19 protein-coding genes, 1 tRNA gene and 1 riboswitch are annotated in these 18,843 nt (G+C 51.8%); of the genes, 7 read left to right on the top strand and 13 right to left on the bottom strand.

What is annotated here, in order from left to right:
- Nucleotides 1–49: 49 nt before the first annotated feature.
- The 3 genes from DHN43_RS09190 to DHN43_RS09175 all read left to right on the top strand — a co-directional run bounded on the left by DHN43_RS09190 (nt 50) and on the right by DHN43_RS09175 (nt 3,115).
- Nucleotides 50–574 (top strand): TetR/AcrR family transcriptional regulator, encoded by a 525-nt coding sequence (locus tag DHN43_RS09190; protein WP_108818377.1) that lies wholly within the window; start codon nt 50–52, stop codon nt 572–574.
- Nucleotides 574–1,662 carry an alcohol dehydrogenase family protein gene (locus tag DHN43_RS09185; protein WP_108818459.1) on the top strand — a complete coding sequence of 363 codons (1,089 nt, stop codon included), beginning with the start codon at nt 574–576 and terminating at the stop codon, nt 1,660–1,662. The genes DHN43_RS09190 and DHN43_RS09185 overlap by 1 nt, the downstream gene beginning before the upstream one ends.
- Before the next feature lie 736 nt (nt 1,663–2,398).
- Nucleotides 2,399–3,115, top strand: coding sequence for a DUF599 domain-containing protein (locus tag DHN43_RS09175; protein ID WP_057463387.1), 717 nt, complete (start codon nt 2,399–2,401; stop codon nt 3,113–3,115).
- Here the strand turns inward: DHN43_RS09175 and DHN43_RS09170 are convergent.
- A complete protein-coding gene (locus DHN43_RS09170; protein ID WP_159096802.1) occupies nt 3,040–4,218 on the bottom strand; it encodes an adenylate/guanylate cyclase domain-containing protein in 1,179 nt (392 codons plus the stop codon). The genes DHN43_RS09175 and DHN43_RS09170 overlap by 76 nt on opposite strands.
- 379 nt (nt 4,219–4,597) lie before the next feature.
- On the opposite strand from DHN43_RS09170, the gene DHN43_RS09165 reads away from it, so the two are divergent.
- Entirely contained in the window at nt 4,598–5,200 is a 603-nt protein-coding gene (locus DHN43_RS09165; RefSeq protein ID WP_108818374.1) for a thiamine phosphate synthase, read from the top strand.
- 59 nt (nt 5,201–5,259) lie between these two features.
- On the opposite strand, the gene DHN43_RS09160 is transcribed toward DHN43_RS09165, so the two are convergent.
- Both DHN43_RS09160 and DHN43_RS09155 read right to left on the bottom strand, forming a co-directional pair.
- Complete coding sequence (locus DHN43_RS09160; protein ID WP_108818373.1) at nt 5,260–6,264, bottom strand: hypothetical protein; 1,005 nt, start codon at nt 6,262–6,264, stop codon at nt 5,260–5,262.
- A 199-nt stretch (nt 6,265–6,463) separates the two neighbouring features.
- A complete protein-coding gene (locus tag DHN43_RS09155; protein ID WP_057463390.1) occupies nt 6,464–7,078 on the bottom strand; it encodes an ATP-dependent Clp protease proteolytic subunit in 615 nt (204 codons plus the stop codon).
- A gap of 366 nt (nt 7,079–7,444) precedes the next feature.
- On the opposite strand from DHN43_RS09155, the gene DHN43_RS09150 reads away from it, so the two are divergent.
- On the top strand, nt 7,445–9,526 hold the full coding sequence (locus DHN43_RS09150) for a putative bifunctional diguanylate cyclase/phosphodiesterase (RefSeq protein ID WP_208995069.1): 2,082 nt from the start codon (nt 7,445–7,447) through the stop codon (nt 9,524–9,526).
- On the opposite strand, the gene DHN43_RS09145 is transcribed toward DHN43_RS09150, so the two are convergent.
- From DHN43_RS09145 to DHN43_RS09120, 6 genes are all read right to left on the bottom strand, one after another.
- A complete protein-coding gene (locus DHN43_RS09145) occupies nt 9,518–9,943 on the bottom strand; it encodes an ACT domain-containing protein (RefSeq protein ID WP_108818370.1) in 426 nt (141 codons plus the stop codon). The genes DHN43_RS09150 and DHN43_RS09145 overlap by 9 nt on opposite strands.
- A gap of 130 nt (nt 9,944–10,073) precedes the next feature.
- Entirely contained in the window at nt 10,074–10,793 is a 720-nt protein-coding gene (locus DHN43_RS09140) for a hypothetical protein (protein WP_108818369.1), read from the bottom strand.
- Between the two features lie 87 nt (nt 10,794–10,880).
- On the bottom strand, nt 10,881–11,306 hold the full coding sequence (locus DHN43_RS09135; protein WP_108818368.1) for a VOC family protein: 426 nt from the start codon (nt 11,304–11,306) through the stop codon (nt 10,881–10,883).
- A gap of 18 nt (nt 11,307–11,324) precedes the next feature.
- Entirely contained in the window at nt 11,325–12,740 is a 1,416-nt protein-coding gene (gene mgtE, locus DHN43_RS09130; protein ID WP_108818458.1) for a magnesium transporter, read from the bottom strand.
- Between the two features lie 488 nt (nt 12,741–13,228).
- A tRNA-Leu gene (locus tag DHN43_RS09125) sits at nt 13,229–13,315 on the bottom strand.
- Nucleotides 13,316–13,495: 180 nt separating this feature from the next.
- A complete protein-coding gene (locus DHN43_RS09120) occupies nt 13,496–13,762 on the bottom strand; it encodes a FliM/FliN family flagellar motor switch protein (RefSeq protein WP_063289457.1) in 267 nt (88 codons plus the stop codon).
- 143 nt (nt 13,763–13,905) lie between these two features.
- On the opposite strand from DHN43_RS09120, the gene lipB reads away from it, so the two are divergent.
- Nucleotides 13,906–14,643 carry a lipoyl(octanoyl) transferase LipB gene (lipB, locus tag DHN43_RS09115; protein ID WP_108818367.1) on the top strand — a complete coding sequence of 246 codons (738 nt, stop codon included), beginning with the start codon at nt 13,906–13,908 and terminating at the stop codon, nt 14,641–14,643.
- On the opposite strand, the gene DHN43_RS09110 is transcribed toward lipB, so the two are convergent.
- Nucleotides 14,644–14,913 carry an acylphosphatase gene (locus DHN43_RS09110; protein WP_057463397.1) on the bottom strand — a complete coding sequence of 90 codons (270 nt, stop codon included), beginning with the start codon at nt 14,911–14,913 and terminating at the stop codon, nt 14,644–14,646.
- Between the two features lie 161 nt (nt 14,914–15,074).
- On the opposite strand from DHN43_RS09110, the gene DHN43_RS09105 reads away from it, so the two are divergent.
- Nucleotides 15,075–16,340: a hypothetical protein gene (locus DHN43_RS09105; RefSeq protein WP_108818366.1), complete on the top strand. Its 1,266-nt coding sequence runs from the start codon at nt 15,075–15,077 to the stop codon at nt 16,338–16,340.
- Between the two features lie 45 nt (nt 16,341–16,385).
- Here the strand turns inward: DHN43_RS09105 and DHN43_RS09100 are convergent, their stop codons facing one another.
- From DHN43_RS09100 to DHN43_RS09090, 3 genes are all read right to left on the bottom strand, one after another.
- A complete protein-coding gene (locus DHN43_RS09100; protein ID WP_108818365.1) occupies nt 16,386–17,285 on the bottom strand; it encodes a DMT family transporter in 900 nt (299 codons plus the stop codon).
- A gap of 133 nt (nt 17,286–17,418) precedes the next feature.
- A riboswitch (FMN riboswitch) is annotated at nt 17,419–17,568 on the bottom strand.
- A gap of 133 nt (nt 17,569–17,701) precedes the next feature.
- Nucleotides 17,702–18,124, bottom strand: coding sequence for a gamma-glutamylcyclotransferase family protein (locus DHN43_RS09095; RefSeq protein ID WP_108818364.1), 423 nt, complete (start codon nt 18,122–18,124; stop codon nt 17,702–17,704).
- A 24-nt stretch (nt 18,125–18,148) separates the two neighbouring features.
- Nucleotides 18,149–18,805, bottom strand: a complete 657-nt coding sequence (locus DHN43_RS09090) for an HAD hydrolase-like protein (protein ID WP_057463401.1) — start codon at nt 18,803–18,805, stop codon at nt 18,149–18,151.
- Nucleotides 18,806–18,843 lie beyond the last annotated feature (38 nt).

The following is an 18,843-nucleotide window of genomic DNA, read 5'->3' as shown; positions in this document are numbered from 1 at the left end:
CTCCATTTTTCAATTTGACTCGGTAGAATGATCACTCTACCAATTAATCATGACTGATCTTGAACACTCCATCTGTACAGGCCTGGAAGGCGTCTTCGCAGCACGCGGCTTCACCGCCCCGGGCGTTGCAGAGCTCAAGCGCGGCGCCAATGTAAGCCTGCGCACGCTCTACAAGTACTTCCCCTCCAAAGAACATATGATCATCGGCGCGCTGGAGGTCCGCAATCAGCGCTACCTGTCCTTCCTGAGTGAGGCAGCAACCCAGTCCCCTGATGATCCTCTGGAGGGCATTCTCCACACCATCGAACATTGGATGGCAAACAACGCACCACACGGCTGCATGGATCAGGCGGCCCTTGCGGCCTATCCCGACAGCGCACTCGTCAGAGAATGCGTCACACGCCACAAGCAGCAAACCAAAGACCAGCTGGCAGCCCTTCTCAGCCTTGAGAACAATGCTGGAGAGCTCTTCATGATCCACGAAGGCGTTGTCTCAACCTACCCCCTTCACGGATCCACGGTCTTCACTTGGGCCAAGTCCGCAATTCAATCACTCACTCAGAAAGCAACATGATGAGCAACCTCCCCACCACAATGACTGCAGTAACGCTCACCGGGCACGGTGGACCGGACATGTTGGAGCTGCACACCGACCTGCCCTTGCCTGCCATCGGCCCTGAGGATGTGCTGATTGAAGTTCTGGCGGCAGGCGTCAACAACACAGACATCAACACACGAAAAGCATGGTACTCACGCCACGACAATCAGGCAGAGGATGCCACATGGTCCGGCCAGCCGCTCCAGTTCCCCCGCATTCAGGGCATAGACGTGTGCGGACGGGTCGTCGCGGCAGGCGCTAAGGTCGATCAGGCCCTTCTGGGCAAGCGCGTACTGGTAGAGCCATGCCTGCAATATGCCAATGGCAAAAAACTGGCGTCACCGTGGTTCATGGGCTCAGAATGCGATGGCGGCTTTGCTGAATTTGCTTCAATCGATCACCGCCACGTCTACCCGATCCAAAGCCAACTGAGTGATCTGGAGCTGGCATCCTTCCCCTGCTCCTACTCAACCGCTGAGAACATGCTGACCCGCGCCAACCTGAAAGCCGGAGAAACAGTTCTGGTGACAGGGGCCTCAGGAGGTGTTGGCTCAGCGGCCCTCCAGCTGGCACGCGCACGCGGCGCAAACGTCATCGCCATCTCCTCCACCTCAAAGGCTCAGATGCTTCAGGAGCTCGGAGCAAGCCGTGTGCTGGATCGCAGTGATGATCTGGTTGAGAGCCTTGGCCCCAACAGCATTGATGTGGTGGTTGATCTGGTCGCCGGTCCGCAATGGCCAGACCTTCTCGCCATTCTCAAGCCTGGGGGACGCTATGCAGTCGCAGGAGCGATGGCTGGCCCTATCGTGGAACTTGATGTGCGTACACTCTACTTGAAAGACCTGAGCTTCTTTGGCTGTACCGTGTTGGAACCCGAAGTCTTCGGGAACCTTGTTGCTCACATTGAATCAGGCAGCATACAGCCACTGGTCGCGCGAACCTTCCCGCTTGCTGAAATTGGCAAAGCGCAAGAAGTTTTTGAGCAAAAGAAGCATCTGGGAAAGATTGTGCTGGCAGTCGCAGACAATTGCTCTGGCGAGAAAACCGCACGCAATCTGCCCTAGCGTCCATCGCGTGACAAAAAGCACATTATCGATTTTGAAGATACGCTAGAACCAGCTCAAAGAAAAAGGGATGCAGACGTCACATCTGCATCCCTACCAAAATCCGCGTTTAAGCAGTTATCTTGGGATTAACTGCCGGCACCTGCAAATACATAAAGCAGCGCCATAACGCCGCCGAGGGTTGCGACAGTCCACACAGTGAACCCCCAGCAGGACTTCTGAATTTCGTGATCCATAAAACACCGTTTAATGGTTGATACACGTGCGCCGAGGAAACCCCGTCAGCACAGGGCGCACGGAATATCCCTTCCGTGATCAAAGCGCAACAGCAAAACGGCAAAATTTGGCTTGGCAGACTGCCGCACCTCACTACGTACAAATCACTACTCATTCATCAGTCAGATATACCTACCCCATAAAAACTCATGGCTCCAAAGAGTTAGGGTTCTTTAGAATTGATAAAATTATCGATAACCATAAAAAAATTCACTGAAAATATTTATGCAAAAATTCGTTCAAAACTCGACTTAATTGAGAATTGGCTACCCTATAGGACAACTCAAACTCCATTTTTTGACCATTCTGAGTCTGTTTTCTCGCAATTTTGCCGGGCTCACACAGCCGCATATCATGCGCGCCCTCTAGCCCCTCTCCGCAAATCATGCCAAACATATGACTGCCCGTTTCCATCAAGACGGGCTCATGTCCGGACTCAGGCTTAAAAACAGAAAGACCAATGCTTCAGATCCCGTTTTCCAACTTCATTGCCATCCTCGTCTTCGTCTCCTCATGGGGCTTGTACAGCTGGTTGGCCTATCGAAGCCCCTGGTCCAAAAACACGCTCTCTCACGCCATGGATGCGCACCGTTACCGCTGGATGCGCGCGATGCTCAAAAGAGAAGTCCGCATTGCTGACACCAACATCGCGTCCGGCCTGCAGCAAGGTACCGCATTTTTCGCCTCAGCCTCCCTTCTGGCCATCGGCGGCACAGTCACTCTGCTCAGCGCTATGGATGAGGTCACCGCCCTCGCCCGCACGCTCGATCTGCCATTTTTGGATGATCCAATACAAAATGAAGCCAAGACCTTCGGTTTGATGATCATTCTGGCGTACGCGTTTTTTAAATTCGGCTGGGCTTACCGCTTGTTCAACTACACAACCATCGTCATGGGCTCTATCCCGGATGATTGCCATGAAGACAATGAAGAGGCTGTTGAAGCATCCCTGCGCGCAGCACGGCTGGCAACCCTTGCGGGCCGCCATTTCAGCAGCGGCCAGCAAGCGCTCTTCTTCGCAGTAGGTTATCTGGGATGGTATGCAGGGCCGTTCGTGTTCATCGGAACGACCCTGATGGTGACATTGGTGCTGCTGCGCCGTCAGTTCTTCTCAAAAGCGAGAAAAGCCGTATTGCCGGGTCCAAACACACAAGACCTCGTCAATTCCGGCGCTTGATAAACCTTCACCGGTGTGGGGAAACCCTTGAGTGGGTATGTCCCCACATAGGTATCCTCACAACAGCTGAGAACTTCTGCAACTGACTGCGAAATCAGCATTTCCTGATTGAGGCGTTTTGAAAGGTCAGCAATCCGTGCGGCCTCATTCACCACAGGTCCAACAACCGTAAAGTCCAGTCGCCGCTGCCCACCAACATTGCCAAAAAACACACGCCCTGAATGCACGCCCATACCAACATGAATGGCAGGCAAATCAGGAAACCCGCGCGCATTCGCAATCGTCAGGTCCGCCATGCTTTCGCGCAGTGCCGACATGGCTTCAAACGCCGCTATTCTGGCACTTTGATCATCCGTATAGGGAAACACCGCCAGAACTTCATCACCGATAAACTTCAGGATCTCGCCGCCATGTTGCTCAACCCGCGACGTAACAATGCCAAAATACTCGTTAAGCAGCTGCAACAAGGCTTTATCTGGCAGGTAATTTGAAAACCCGGTGAAGTTGCGAATATCGCAAAACGCCACAATCGCGTTGATATGCTCTCCATCTCCCCGACGGATCTCACCATTCATCACCCGCCGTCCGGCACGTGTTCCAAGATAGGTATTGAGAATGTTCTCAGAGGCCTGCCGGGAATTAAACAGCTCACAAATCAGCGCGAGGGGAGCAGTGATCTGCTCAAACACACTGATATACTCATCCTTGAAACCATCAGCCGCCCGCGAAGCAAAAGCCAGCCCATGGACCTCACCATCCGAGAACACCATGGGGAGGGCAACGTAATCCGTGTACCCTTGCTCTTTAAGCTCCTGAATGACCTTGAGCCGGTCATACTCATCATGATGTCCAAACTTATGCCGGATCATATGCCCGGCTTCAGTGGACCGTTTCCAGAGGCTTTGATTGTAGGACTCACTCATCTCAGGTGTGTGCTGGAAATATCGCACACGCGGCCCAACGCCTCGCTCCCAGATAAGCCCCTCACCATGATAGTTCGGATCCAGAATAGAGATACCCGTAGAGATCCGGTCCACCTCCACGCCAATATTCTGCAAGTGTTCGCCCAATGCCGCGAAGATGCGACAGGGACGCCCCAACATTTTTGCGTCCTTGGACAGCCATTCCATTAAATCGCAGAGGGAAAAAGACTCACTACTAGACATTTACACCCCAGAGACGAGCGGAGAAGAAGACCACGTAAAATCACCACACTCGCAAGCAAACACGGCAAAAGTTCCAATATTTCTTATCATTTACTTTTCAACTCAGACATTTACAGGAATCCCTTCAAGAAACTCTCGCCTTTTTTGCTAGACTTTCTCCACAATTCAACACACGCACAACGTGTAAATGCTTCAAATTTTAGAAATTTGTAGCCAACAACCTGATCAACTCCTATTTTTGCCCAAAAATATGAACACAGCACGCATCTGGTGATTGTCCGTCCAATCACAGCGCCCTTAACCGAGAAACCCAGCAATGTTAGATCGCTTTTATCTGATCATCGATGGCACCCAGTGGCTGCCACGTATCCTTCCTCTTGGCGTCAAATGTCTCCAGCTCCGCATCAAAAATAAATCAGAGGATGAAATCCGATCGCAGGTCCGGGAAGCAAAACAGCTTTGCGACAAAGCCGGCGCAGTGCTTATCGTCAACGATCACTGGCAAGCCGCCTACGACGCAAACGTGGGCTATGTGCATTTAGGACAGGAAGACCTGAAAACCGCCGATTTCCGCGCACTCCGTTCCGCAGGAACCTACTACGGTGTTTCCACCCATGATGAAGCCGAGCTGGACACAGCTCTGGCACTAGATCCTGAATATGTGGCCCTTGGTCCAATTTACAATAGCGCAACAAAAGAAATGCACTGGCAACCTAAGGGTCTCGAAACACTCAAAAGATGGCGGACACGCACAAGTAAACATCTGGTCGCCATCGGCGGCATCACACTGGACCGCGCTGCCGAAGTCTTCGAAAGCGGCGCCGATTCCATCGCCACCATCTCCGACGTCATCAACGCCCCCGACCCGGAACACCGCACCACCCAATGGCTCCAGGCCTCCCAAAACTGGCGGCAGTAGAAGCAAAAAAGCCGCCTCGACAATCTCTGTGGGCGGCTTTCTCATTTCAGGTATGAGCTCTAAAATCGGATCGAGGCACCTGCGCTAAATCCATAAAACAGCAAGGTGTCATCCCCCTCCAGCACATCATAGTCTGGCAAGCCAACGCGGTGATACTCTTCTGTCCCATCGGAAACACCATTCAACAACATCGCATAGCCTCCCAGATTGAAGGCCAGACGCTCTGAGTACTGATAGGTCAGCTTTGGCGCAATTTCCGCATATGCAGCAAAGTGGTTCAGGTTTTCTTTCTTGCGAATATCTACAGTGTTGTCGTTGTCACTCGTCAGACGGCTGCTGAAGTCAATCCGGTTCAAACCAGCCCCTACCGTTGCACGGCCACCCAGATAAACCTTCTCAAAAATCTCATAGGCACCTTCAACACCGAATTGCGCGCCAAAGATGTGATTGTTGGTCGTTAGTTTGACACGATCAGTTTGATCATCTGTACCTTGATACTCTTCAATCTCGTCAAAAGTCGCAGCATTAAGCTTATTGCGCTGGCCGATATAACGAAGTCCACCAAGAACTGTCAGACCATAAAAATTCGTTTGGCGTTGCACATTGACTTCGCCACCCCACAGCTCGCGCTGATAGTCAAAAGACGAGGCATAAGCAGCATCGGAGTTGCGAAAATCTGGGTTTCTTGGACCAGAGACATGATCGTAATCACTATCATAAGCGGCTGACAACTCTTCATCTGCATCGATGACATCACGTTCCGCTTTAATTCGACCAGAATACAAGCCGGAGAATTGCAGGCTATAATCTGTCCATTCGCCTTGACCTGGTACAACAACACTCAGCCGACCGCCCGGTGCCAACCGAAATCGATCCAGAATGTCAGCGTGGAACACTTCCTCAGTGTCATAATTCAATACAAGTGCGCCTTTGCCAGTTCCTGAGCTTGAAAGAAACAGGCCTTCCAGATCAACTTGAACACCAGAATTTTCAGCAAAGGAAGCGCTTGCAGTACAAAGCATAAGTGATGAAAGTAGTGTCAGAGCACCGAGTTTCTTGTTCATTTTTAACCACCCCTTTTGGCTTTATCGATAAAACCGTATTACCTAGGGGAACACTCGAACACAAAAAAGAATACGGCATTTTACATAATATGTATTCTCCCTGCGTCATTTAAGAAACAGTGACGCAAACGGCAACTTCAACTCACAAAAAAAGCGCTCCGAAGAGCGCCTTTTCTATTACGTGCTAAAGAGCAAGGTATTAACCAAGCTCGGAGACGTTGTTGATGACTTTGCCAACAAGACCGTACTCGATGCCCTCTTCCGGGCTCATCCAGTAATCACGGTCAGTGTCTTTTTCAATGCGCTCAATCGGCTGACCAGTTGCATCTGCAAAGATCTGGTTTAAACGATCACGCATCTTCAAAATTTCTTTGGCCTGAATTTCGATGTCAGTTGCCATACCGCCGGCACCACCAGATGGTTGGTGAAGCAGGAAGCGTGTGTTCTGAGTGCAGGAACGACGTTCTTTAGGCACTGACACATAAATCAGAGCGCCAGCGCTCGCGACCCAACCCATACCAAGAATACGAACTTCCGGCTGAATGAACCTGATCATGTCATGGATCATATCACCGGACTCAACGTGTCCACCCGGAGAAGAAACAATAACGGTAATCGGGTCACTGCTAACCTGGGAAAGCGCAAGCAGACGGGAACAGACTTCCTGAGCCATCTCTTGAGTCACAGGTCCTGTAATCAGCACTGTACGCGCATCAAAAAGATGCTTGTCCACCGGGATGGACTTGTCAGGATTCTTTGGCGCGTCTTCATCACCTTCGAGGCGAACTGACGTCGAAGCACAAATGTCCGTCATGCGAATGACATGCTCCCTTATATTAGCTACCGCCCCACGCGGCAGACTGTGATCAAACATAACTAAAAGATACTGCGGCAGACCGCAAACACGCAAAGTCATAGCCTAACAGAAATTCCCTAGGAAAAAGAGGGCGTTCTCCCCTCACTTTTGATAGGCTTTTCGGAAAGCCGCCGTTTCTCCACTTAAAATCAATGCATTATGCACATTTTCAGTTCCTTTGTTCCAACTTAAAGGCAAAGGAATAACGTTTTAATAACCTTGCAACTCACATAATCGGTAAAAATAACGATCTACCTATAGCTGATATAGACATGCAGGGGATGGTGTCTAGTCCTTGGACACAGCACAAAGGGATTTTCGGGTTTGACTGGTTATACTGAAACGCTGGATTCCAACGTCCAATATCATTCGCCTGTCCCGGCGGAAGACCAACGGGCTTTTGCGCGCGTGGACGTTCCCATGTACATTGTTGATGTCAGCCAGACCAAGCTTGTCTGGGCAAATTCTGCGGGCCTGTCCTTCCTGGGCCTCAGCCTGCGCGATTGTATAGACGCCTCCGGAACCTTCCGAATGGACCTGCCTGCGCCGTTCGATGACCTCTCCTATCAGCGCCAGCTTCATTCCTATCTGAGCCGGGTTACAGAAGAAGGCCGCATTACCGAGTGCATCACCGTAATTCCCAACTCCCAGCCGGTCTCTGTGTATTGCTCCATCTCCCCACAGCCATTAATCACAGGAAACCCCGCGCTTTTGGTGCAGGTCATTTCAGAGGTTGGCAACGAGCCTGAGCAAGTCCGCAGCGCACAGGTGCTGCTTTACACCACGTCCATGATCAGCATGTTTGATGAGAACGGCAAACTCATCTTTGAAAACCCCGCAAGCCGCCTCAACCGCCCAGATGGCTGTGAAGACCTGATCAACCGCATGTGCAACCGCCGCGATTTTGATGCGCTGCTGGATGAACTGCGCAAAACAGGTCGCGCGAATCTCGTCGCTCTCATGCACTCCTCTCAGGGAGAACGCTGGTTCGACCTCAACGCCCGCAGTGGATACGATCCTTATTCCGGCTCCCGGGCCATCCTGCTCAGTGCAACAGATGTCACCAAACGCCTGAAAGCAGAACATGAAGTCCGCTATCTGGCCCACCACGACACCCTGACAGGATTGGCCAACAGATCCTTTCTTGAGATCGAAGCAGAACGCTATCTGGATGAAACCCGCATCACCGGCAATCCGGGTGCACTCATCTTCATTGATCTTGACCGCTTTAAAACAATCAACGACACCCTCGGCCATCTGGTCGGCGACGACCTGCTCGTCGTCATCGCCAAGCGCCTCAAAGAGGTTGTCGAAGGCATAGGCTTTGTGGCGCGTCTCGGAGGGGATGAGTTCGTGGTCCTCATTGCCAACTTCGCAGATTACGACCTGCTCGACGACATCAGCCGCGAAATCAGAACCGCCCTGTCCAAGCCCTGCAAAGTGCGCGGACATATGCTACAGGTGACCCCATCCATTGGCGTGTGCACCTATCCCGAACACGGCGTCGATCTGGACACCCTCATGCGTAAAGCCGACCTTGCCATGTATAAGGCAAAGGATCTGGGCCGCGACCGCATCTGCTTCTTTGATGTATCCATGTCCCGCGAAGCCGAAGAGCGGGTCAGTCTGGAAACTGCCCTGCGTCAGGCTCTGCGCAATCACGAGCTCGCCGTCCATTATCAGCCGCGCGTTTGCATTTCGACCAACCGCATTGTTGGAGCAGAAGGCCTGCTGCGCTGGCATCATCCAACACGCGGCCTCGTCTCTGCTGCAAGTTTCATTGAGATCGCTGAAGAAGCAGGCATGATTGATGAGATCGGAGACTGGGTCGCCCGCGAAGCCATGCTCCAGCAAAAACAATGGGCGCTGGCTGGTCACAACATCGCCATCTCAATCAATCTGTCTCCGGCTCAGTTCCGGCGCGGACGCATATCCCAGCGCCTGCACCGCATACTTCTTGAGACGGGCGCCTCAGCCAGTTCAATTCGCCTTGAGATCACCGAAAGCGCTCTTCTCAGTGATGCCAATGAAACGCTGAAAGAACTCAACGCACTCCGTGATCTGGGCTTTACGCTGGAAATTGATGATTTTGGAACCGGTTACTCAAACCTGGGCTATCTCCAGCGGTATCCAGTCACAGCGCTCAAGATCGACCGATCCTTCATCGCCGACACCAAACGCTGGCCAATTGTGCAAATGATTGTGCAGATGGGTCGCCTGTTGAACCTGACACTGGTGGCAGAAGGCATTGAGACACGAGAGCAGCTTCGCCAAATCCAGAAACTGCAGTGCCATGAGTATCAGGGATACCTGTATTCTCCTGCCGTCTCCCCTCACACCTTTGAGTGTCTGCTCAAAGGACAGCACACCGTCACCTCCCCGCCAACAGTTGGCGCCTTAGCGTAGCGCAGCTTTTGCAGAGCGACTTAGCTCCATCAAAGCGGCCAGTGCCTCCTCGGCCTTTTCTTCCGGTACAAAGATGTGATCGTGATAATACGCGGCCACAACATTGGCAGAAATGCCCACATCTGCCAGCGCGTTGGAAAGAGCTGCCGTAAGTCCCACAGCCTCCAGCGAACTGTGAACCGCAAGCGAAATCCGCCGGAAGCACGGCTCAGTATCAACACCAGCCTTGCCTGCATTTTCAATAGATAGAATGGCTGTCAGGCCCTCGTTCTCCCAGAACAACCCGAGCGGTGAGTGCTCAGCCAAACCCTCAACACTGCCATTGGGAAAGCAGCAAAACACAAAGCTCTCTTCAGAGAGAGAAGCTTCCATGGAAGCGAGAAGTTCTTGCAAATCCAGTCCGCCGCGCGATGTCATACCCAATGGCTCCCTCTCTCAACACTCAAAATATCTCTCAATAAGGCCTAGCATATCCCAGTGAACATATAGGGGATTAAGAAAGCACATTCCCTAAAAAGCGGCTCCAGTTCCCGGACAACAATACGCCCTATTCTCCCGGAGAGAACGTGTCATCAGCATTGTAGTCAACAACAACGATTTGCGGCCCGTCAATAGCAAACTCAATCAGCACAGGCGCAGAACCAGCGAGATTGTAAGGCACAATCTCACCCTCATCGTAGGATCCGGTACTCAGCCAAAAAGCAAACAGCGGCGCGCAATCAATCTGAGTGTCAGCAACAGGCTGTACAAAGCTGGAAAGCACCACCCGCCCATCCGAATGCTGAATGGCATTCCCGCAGCAAACCCCAAGCAAATCATCATCAGACACAGATGGGATCGTTATCCTGAAACTGCGGATGGTCACGCCAGCCTCATTGGCAGAGGGGGATAAACCCAGCGACTTTGCGGTTAAATGAGTGCAGTTGAGGGAAACACGATCAGCGGAACTTTGTGTCCCCACCACACGCTGCGAGACGAACTCCAAGGCATCTGTCTCATCTTGCGCTGTCACAGATACATATCGGCAACTGCCAGAAGCTGGCCTTTTCTCACGCACAGCACCAGCCAAAACATGTTCACGAAACGCGAACTCAAGCTGAGGTCCCGAAGCGTTGTAAGGCGCGATATTTCCAGAACAAACACAGCAGGACTGCACAACGGGAGGCACACCACCTTGAACCACATAGGAGGGCTGCAACTGAAAGAGATAGAAACCACAGGCCTGATCTGACCGGTTTCTGATTATGATCTTGCACTCCTGAACCATAACTCCCGCCTTTCGACAAAAAGTCATCTGCCAATCCTAAGACTGGAACTGCAAAAGGAGATTACACCGCAAAACGCGAGACGCGTTCTAATCCTGATAGTTGGGCCACAGTCCCGGTGTTGCCAGTTCCACCACATTGCCAAACGGGTCATGGAAAAACAGACTCACACCGCCTTGAGGCCAACGCACCTCACTGCTGAGCGCAACTTTTTTCTCTTCAAGATATTCACGCCACTCGATCAGCGCACTTCTGGAGATCGCAAATGCAAAATGAGACGGTCCGTCAGTGCTGTGCCCCGGTACCATGCCATAGGGGCTTTCAACATCCTCACGGCACACACCGCGCCTGAAGACCAGAAGCATCTGATTGGGGCCAACGTCATACCCGTGCATGCGCTCGCCTTCAACAACCCGCCTCAACCCCAAAAGTTCACCATAAAAATCATGCGCAGCGGCAAAATCATCAACGTAAACGGCAGTTTCGACAATTCCATTAATACCTGGGGCGTCCATTCCTAACCTCCTGATTGGCTAGTATGGCAGACCGAACCACCACGCAGCCAGGAACAAAAATGTAAAGAAGCCAACAACGTCCGTTATGGTGGTCACAAAAACTGAAGAAGCAATGGCAGGATCCACTCCAATTTTCTCTAAGCCCATAGGAACCAGCAATCCAAACAGACCAGCGCAGATTGAGTTAATCAGAATTGCGCTACCAATAACCACCCCAAGTTCTGGGTTGAGGAACCATCCCCCCGCGATAACACCAATCAGGAATCCGAGGCCGACACCGTTGATGAGGCCCACCAGCAACTCACGTCGCAAAACGCGCAGAATGTTACGCCGGTTCAATTCCTGGGTCGCAATTGCGCGCACCGTCACCGCCATGGTCTGCGTACCGGAGTTTCCGCCCATAGACGCCACAATCGGCATCAACACAGCCAGAGCCACCATGCGCTCAATCGTGGCAGAGAACAGCGAAATAACAAAAGCGGCAAAGATTGCGGTAAACACATTCACCGACAACCAGGAGAAACGGGACTTGGCAATCTCAAGCACACTGTCTGAGATCTCCTCATCCCCCACACCAGCCATCGCCAGCATGTCTTCCTCGGCCTCTTCCTGAATGACATCAACAATGTCATCAACAGTCACAATACCGACCAGGCGCTCGGAGACGTCAGTCACCGCGACAGAAACAAGGTTATAGCGCTCAAACAAACGCGCCACATCTTCCTGATCATCCGTGACCAGAACAGAATGACGGGTCTCCTCCATGATTTTGGAGATCTTTTTAGATCGCTTCGTGCGCAACAACCGGTCCAGCGCCACAGCACCCAAAAGATGGAAGCCGGGGTCAACCACATAAAGCTCATAGAAGCTGTCCGGCAGATCTTGGGAGCTGCGCAGATGGTCAATCACCTGCCCTACAGTCCAGAACGGCGGCACGGCAATAAAATCAGTCTGAACAATACGTCCAGCAGTATCTTCAGGAAACTCCAGCGCACGTTTAATCTGAACCTGATCCACATTGGGCAACTGAGCAAGGATCTTCTCCTGCTCTTCCTGCTCCATGTCCTCAAGCAGATAAACCGCGTCATCGGATTCAAGCTCGCCAATCCCCTCAGCAACATCCCCATCTGGCAATGCATCCAGAACCTGCGCACGCACAGACTCTTCAGTTTCGGTCAAAGCGGCAAAGTCGAATTCTTCACCCAGCAGCTGAATCAGGAGAACGCGATCATCCTCGCGCAGCATCTCCAGCAGGTCACCCATATCCGCATCATGCAGATTACCCGCCAGCTCACGCACAACAGCCGCATCCCGCGTATCAAGGGCTGCTTCAACGTGTGCAACAAAGTCGGTATCAAGGTGTCCGCTTGCATCTCTGACATGTGGTGGAGGGGGCGCGGCATGAAGCGCACCGGGATTTTCCGATTGGGTCATGTGACCTCCACACGTTAGAGCGCGTTCCGTTTGATTGGATTTAATCAAACGACAAGAATTTGCTCCACCAAAGATGCTAGAATGCGGTGCGTGAATGTAAATGACCGCGACGCGTTCCAGAGTCAAATGCTTGGCGTGAGCATCGTCCTTCGAGATTGCTGAAAATTGAAATGCACGTGGAACCATCATCCCTATGCACAGTTTTGTGTTTATAGCGACCTGCGCAGACCGTGCAATCCTTTTACGAAGAATTCACGATTTACATCAAAACGCATTCTGTTTGAGCAACCGCACTCAAGATGAGAACGCACGCTCAACCAACGAACGCATCAAAAACGTGAATAACGCAAATTCGCGCAAAAAATCACAAAGCAACGCAAAACAGCGACACTCCCCTTTTCAGGGAATGGCGTATGCAAATTTTATGCTGAGAAAAAACAGAGGCTTAGATAGCAAAAAACCCCGGCTCATAAAGAGCTCGGGGCTTTTGGTGCGGCCGAGAAGACTCGAACTTCCACGGGTGTTACCCCACAGCGACCTCAACGCTGCGCGTCTACCAATTCCGCCACGGCCGCAAAACCTTGGCTTGCCTCCGGTTTGTTTGGCTCGCTGGCCTCGCCCCGTCGGCTGGTGAGCGGTGATATAGCCAACCCCTCGAACCTGCGCAAGTACCCTTTTTCAAAAATTCACAGCGCAGAGGAAAAAAATCGAAAAAACCTCTTTTAGACGGGCACTTATCCACTGCACGAGATATTTCAGATGCGATCTTCCATGTTTACAGGTCGCATATCCACAGCACGCTGCAATACCTTTGTGATGACAATGCCAACTTTATCGCCAACCACAGTCACCTGCCCTTCAGCAACTGGTGTACTGTTTGCCAAAATCGTAACATCATCAGCTTCATGGGTGTCCAGCTCAATCACCGCACCTCGTCCCATGCGCAACAACTGGTGCACTGGCATTTCAGATTTGCCCAGCACCACTGATATGTCGACGGAGATATCATCAAACCTGTTCATCTCTGTCTGCCTCCATCTGAGGGAATAAAATGCACCTGTCTCGTCTCTGTGAGTTGGTGCCCTGTTATTTTTAGTGTAGACGCTTACATCTCATTAGGGCAAACCAACTAACCGAAATCCGCAGATCATTTTGGGATAACAACATGGCCGATCGTCAAACCCTTAAAACAGACTTCTTCCCCTTAGAGGGATCTCCCCCTGTTGAGTGGGTGATCGACGATGATCTTGTACCTTACGAAGTTGCCCAGAAGGAAATGGAAGACCGCGTTGCCGCAATCGCAGCTTGCGAAGCGAATGAACGCGTCTGGCTTTTGGAACACCCGCCCCTCTACACAGCAGGCACAAGCGCTGATCCAGTCGACCTGATCGCCAAAGACCGCTTCCCGGTTTATGAAACAGGCCGCGGAGGGCAGTATACTTATCACGGTCCGGGACAACGTGTTGCTTATGTTATGCTCGATTTGAAGCGCCGCCAGCAAGACGTCCGCGCCTTCGTCGCAGCGCTGGAAAAATGGCTCATCGACACCCTGTGGCAACATCACGTCCGCGGAGAACGACGGGAAGATCGTGTTGGCGTCTGGGTTCAGCGTCCCGAAAAAGGCAAAGACGTCGAGGATAAGATCGCCGCTATCGGCATTCGCCTGCGCAAGTGGGTAACCTTCCACGGCATCTCTCTTAATGTAGACCCGGACCTGGAGCACTTCACCGGCATTGTCCCCTGCGGCGTGCAAAAACATGGTGTCACCAGCTTTGTGGATCTTGGCCTTCCACTCACCATGCCAGAGGTGGATATCATCCTGCGCGAGCAATTCGAAGAGATCTTCGGAGCCACAGAAACCTTTGGCCCGTCCGGCCTCGTTCAAAAGCCTGAGAGTGAATAACTAGTATTCAATGCGGAAAGACCCCTTCTCGTCAGGGGCATCCGCCAGCAGTGTCACCGCTTCAACTTGTGCCCCGACTGGCCCCTGCTGAACAGCCATCAACAGGGCATCCACTTTTTCCGGATCACCGGTGACAACTGCCTCTACCGATCCATCAGCATTGTTCTTGCACCAGCCGGAAACACCGAGCATTCCGGCTTTTTTATAAAGCCACGCACGATATCCAACACCCTGCACCAATCCCGTAATGGAAAAGTGTTTGGTTTTCATTGGTATCTCCCGGTGCGCTTAAAAGCTTCACAGATAAAGCTTTTCTCGATTCAATGGACGAAATTGGCAACACAGCTCAGCCTCGCCACAGCCTTAGATTGCAAGCCATAAAAAAAACATCAACTCCTATATCTAATAGGTAGCCCTTTAGGAGAGACTTTATGAATTTTCTCAAATCCCGCCTGACTGCTCTCTCATTCTCTGCAGTCATGATTTTTCTACCAGCTCAAGCCTTTGCTCAGACTGATTTCACCAGTCAGTTCAACGAGGTCATAGAAACGGCTGATTATGAAACCGGCATCGCATCTTTTGTAAGCAACACTAAGCAGAACCCGGAAAACAATCAGGCAAAGCTCGCATTGGGCGCCCTGCAGTTTCTCAATGCCCTCCAAGGCATTCAACAGGACCTATACAAATATGGCGCCGGAAACACATCCCCAAACAGAAGCCTGAGGTCGATCCTCCCCGCCTTCAGAATCCCGGTTGCCCCAAACCCAACGCCAGAACCCGTTACCTACAACAAGACAAGGGAAATGCTGGAGAACTTCGTGTCTCAGCTGGAACAGGCAAATGAAACTTTGAACGGGATATCAGAGCAACCAGTAAAGCTCACGGTAGACCTTTTGAAGATCAACTTAGATGCAGACAACAGCGGAACCGTGGAACCCTACGAAAACCTCGCCACAATTCTCTCAGGCCTTTCCAGAAGAAGCCCGTTTCAGCTTAAGGATGATACAACAACGTTTCCTATAACTTTCGATCGGGCGGACGCAAAGTGGCTACAGGGGTACTCCAACCTACTCCTGTCGACGGGCAATTTCCTACTCGCCTTTGACTATGAGAACACCTACGGCCTCACCTTCCATAGTGTCTTCGGTGCATCAGCAACCACCTACGGTCAGCAGTTAGAGGACATGGGAAAAGCAGACAACGGGCGCGGTTTTGGTTCCTTCGCCACTCCAATCAACTTCCTACATTCCATCAACTGGACTGTGCAGAACCCTGATCGCCTAAAAGCAACGCGCCAGAACCTTTTGAAGGTGATGCAGCTGAACTACGAGACATGGGATCTCGTTCAAAAAGAAACGGATAATGACAACGAATGGTTGCCAAATCCCAATCAGACCAGCCCCTTTCAAGCCCTCCCTGTCACGCAAGAGACCATCGACAGCTGGCTGGAAGCCGTCAAAGCCTCCGAACAGGTGTTGAATGGCAAGCTTCTGATTCCATCCATGGTGTTTGAAGGCGGGATCAACATGAAGACCTTCTTCGAGACCGCAAAGACCTTCGACCTTGTGCTCTTCATCACCGGACCAAACTCCGTTGACTATGTGGAACAAGGCCCTGTTTGGGAAGGAGATTTCATGCGCACCATAACGCGCCCAATGGGCCGAAACTTCGGTTCATTTGCGGTCTGGTTCAACTAACTATTCCCTAAAGAAAAAGCCCGGCAATTAGACCGGGCTTTTCAATTAGTTCTGTTTGCGCTCCACATGCACAGTATAGAGCGATGCACCAATGATCAGCGCAGCCCCAAGCCACAAGTTGCCCGGTGGTACCCAGCCGAAAATAAGAAATCCACAAAGCACATTGAGAGGCAGCTTGAGATGATCAAACGGCTGCAGATAAGCTGCATCAACCTTCTCATAGGCCATAGCCAGTGAGCCTTGCGCAATCGCGCCCAAAAGCCCTGCCAGAATAATCAGCCACCACATGTTCATGCCAACCGGCATTGCCAAACCACCTGGAGCCAGGAAAGCCAGGACGAAATTAACTGGTGTCAGCAGCAGAAGAAGATAGAGCGTAACAGATTGCGGGCTCTCACGCTCTTCCAGCTTCTTCATACAAAGAATAGAAGAACCCCACAGCAGAGCGGCAATAATCGGTAGAAAAGCAACCAGTTGAAAGGCATCATCCCAAGGACTCAGGATAATCATGCCGCCCACAAAGCCAACCGCTGTCGCTGCCCAGCGCTGCCTGCTTGCAGTCTCACGCAAGAACAACGCCGCTCCAATGGTCACGAAGAATGGAGACGTCATCAAAAGCGCAATCGCCTGCCAGATTGGCACACCATTCGCCAAACCAGCCACCCAGAACTGAACGCCCAGCGCTGCCAGAAAGACGCGGAAGATATGCAGCGCCAATTGTTCTGTGTGCAATCCGTCAACACCAATGCGCCAGATCACTGGCAGCATCGCAACAAGCGAGATCAGGTATTGCCAGAAGGTTGCACTGGTAGAACTCACCCCCTGCACCATCGTCAGATACTGCATGGCAGAGTTGGTGATAGCAAAAGCCGCACCAGCAAAAACCATCCAGCTTGCGCCCACAACAGCTGCGGACGAGCGAGTAGAACTGCGTGATGAACTCATACACGCACCTCAAATTCACGAGATAAAAACGGAATAAACATAAGAAATCTTTCTGATCCAAAGGGCCAACAACAGCCACGTTTCATTGAATCAGGACGCGCAAGCAAACAGTGCGGTTCAAAACACCCCTCACCCACATTCTCTTTCATCCGGACTATAACCGTCGGTTCCGGGTTCTCACCGGATCTGCTGACCCTTCCTGAATATGGAAGGCGCTCGCGGACTTATGGCTCGAAGGCCCATCACCACCGGTAGGGAATTACACCCCGCCCTGAGAATTATCTCCCATCATAGGGAGACCTGATTTCTAACAGATTCTCAGGAAATTGCGAGTTGTCTTTCAGTCTAACTGAAAACGCGTTTGTGAACGGACTGTCACCCCAATACTGCCTCACAACTTGATGCCAGGAGAGCTGCTATCGCAGATCCCACTGGCGCAGTTCCTCACGGTATGGCTCGGGGAAATCCCAGTGTTCTGCAGCTTCTAAAACACCTTCCCACGCTTTTACGTGAGGCTTCCCCGTCCGCACAGTGCGGCTCATATACATAATGGCAGACTTATTCTGCCCACCGCTTCGAACCGGAAGAAAGACCTTGTCCAGCCCCTTGCGGAAAAGCGCCTCTGCGCCATCCACAATTGTAACTTCCCCGATGCGGCAATCCCACAGAACACCGTGAACACGCTTCCCCGGCGCTTTCACCATGGAAGGAACGCCTTCGGACGTCACGATAAAGCGATAGCCATCCATGGAAGCTGGCCCCAGCGCTTTGGCTTGCGGGCAACGGCTTGCCATGGTCTTCGGGTTCATCAAGCGGCCATAAGCGAAATAAATCGGCATCAATTCAACTCATTACAAAGAAGGTCAGACGACAAGACTGTCAGCAAGGTGAGCGGCAAGCTCTTCACGCGAAGCAACCACGGTATCAGCTCCGCAATCTGCAAGCTCACTTTCAGAGCCGTAGCCCCAGAGCACACCAACGGATCGGACACCATTTTCTTTCGCTGCAATAATATCGTGTTTGCGATCGCCAATCATGAGACACTGAGACGCTTCCAGACCTTCCTGCTCCAACAGATAAGCCAGAAGATCCACCTTATTACCGCGGGTCATGTCCAACTCGCAGCCATAGGTTTTCTCAAAAAAACCATCCATCTCAAAATGCGCGACAATCTTTTCCGCATAAACCCAAGGCTTGGACGTACACACGAACAACCGGTCCCCACGCTCCTTAGCAGCCTGCAGCAGCTCAATGATCCCATCGTAACGCACGTTTTCATAAAGCCCAACAGTGGTGAAGCGCTCGCGATAAAGGCGAATCCCCTCAAGGATCAGCTCTTCATCTTCCGTATTGAGAAGCTGGCGATAGGTTTCTGTGAGAGGCGGCCCGATGACAAAGGCAAGATCTTCAGCAGGAGGAACGTCGCGGCCAAGCTTTTCAAGCGCGTATTGAACGCTCGTTACAATGCCGACAAAAGGGTCTGTCAGCGTTCCATCCAGATCAAAAAGCAGAGTGCGCAAAGCCAAATCCTCAACATAGGAATTGGCTTCGCACCAAC

Origin of the sequence: Pseudovibrio sp. Alg231-02 (genome assembly GCF_900143565.1) — a bacterium.
Taxonomy (GTDB): Bacteria; Pseudomonadota; Alphaproteobacteria; order Rhizobiales; family Stappiaceae; genus Pseudovibrio.
The sequence above is the reverse complement of the archived record's forward strand: the minus strand, read 5'-3'. Positions and strand labels throughout refer to the sequence as shown.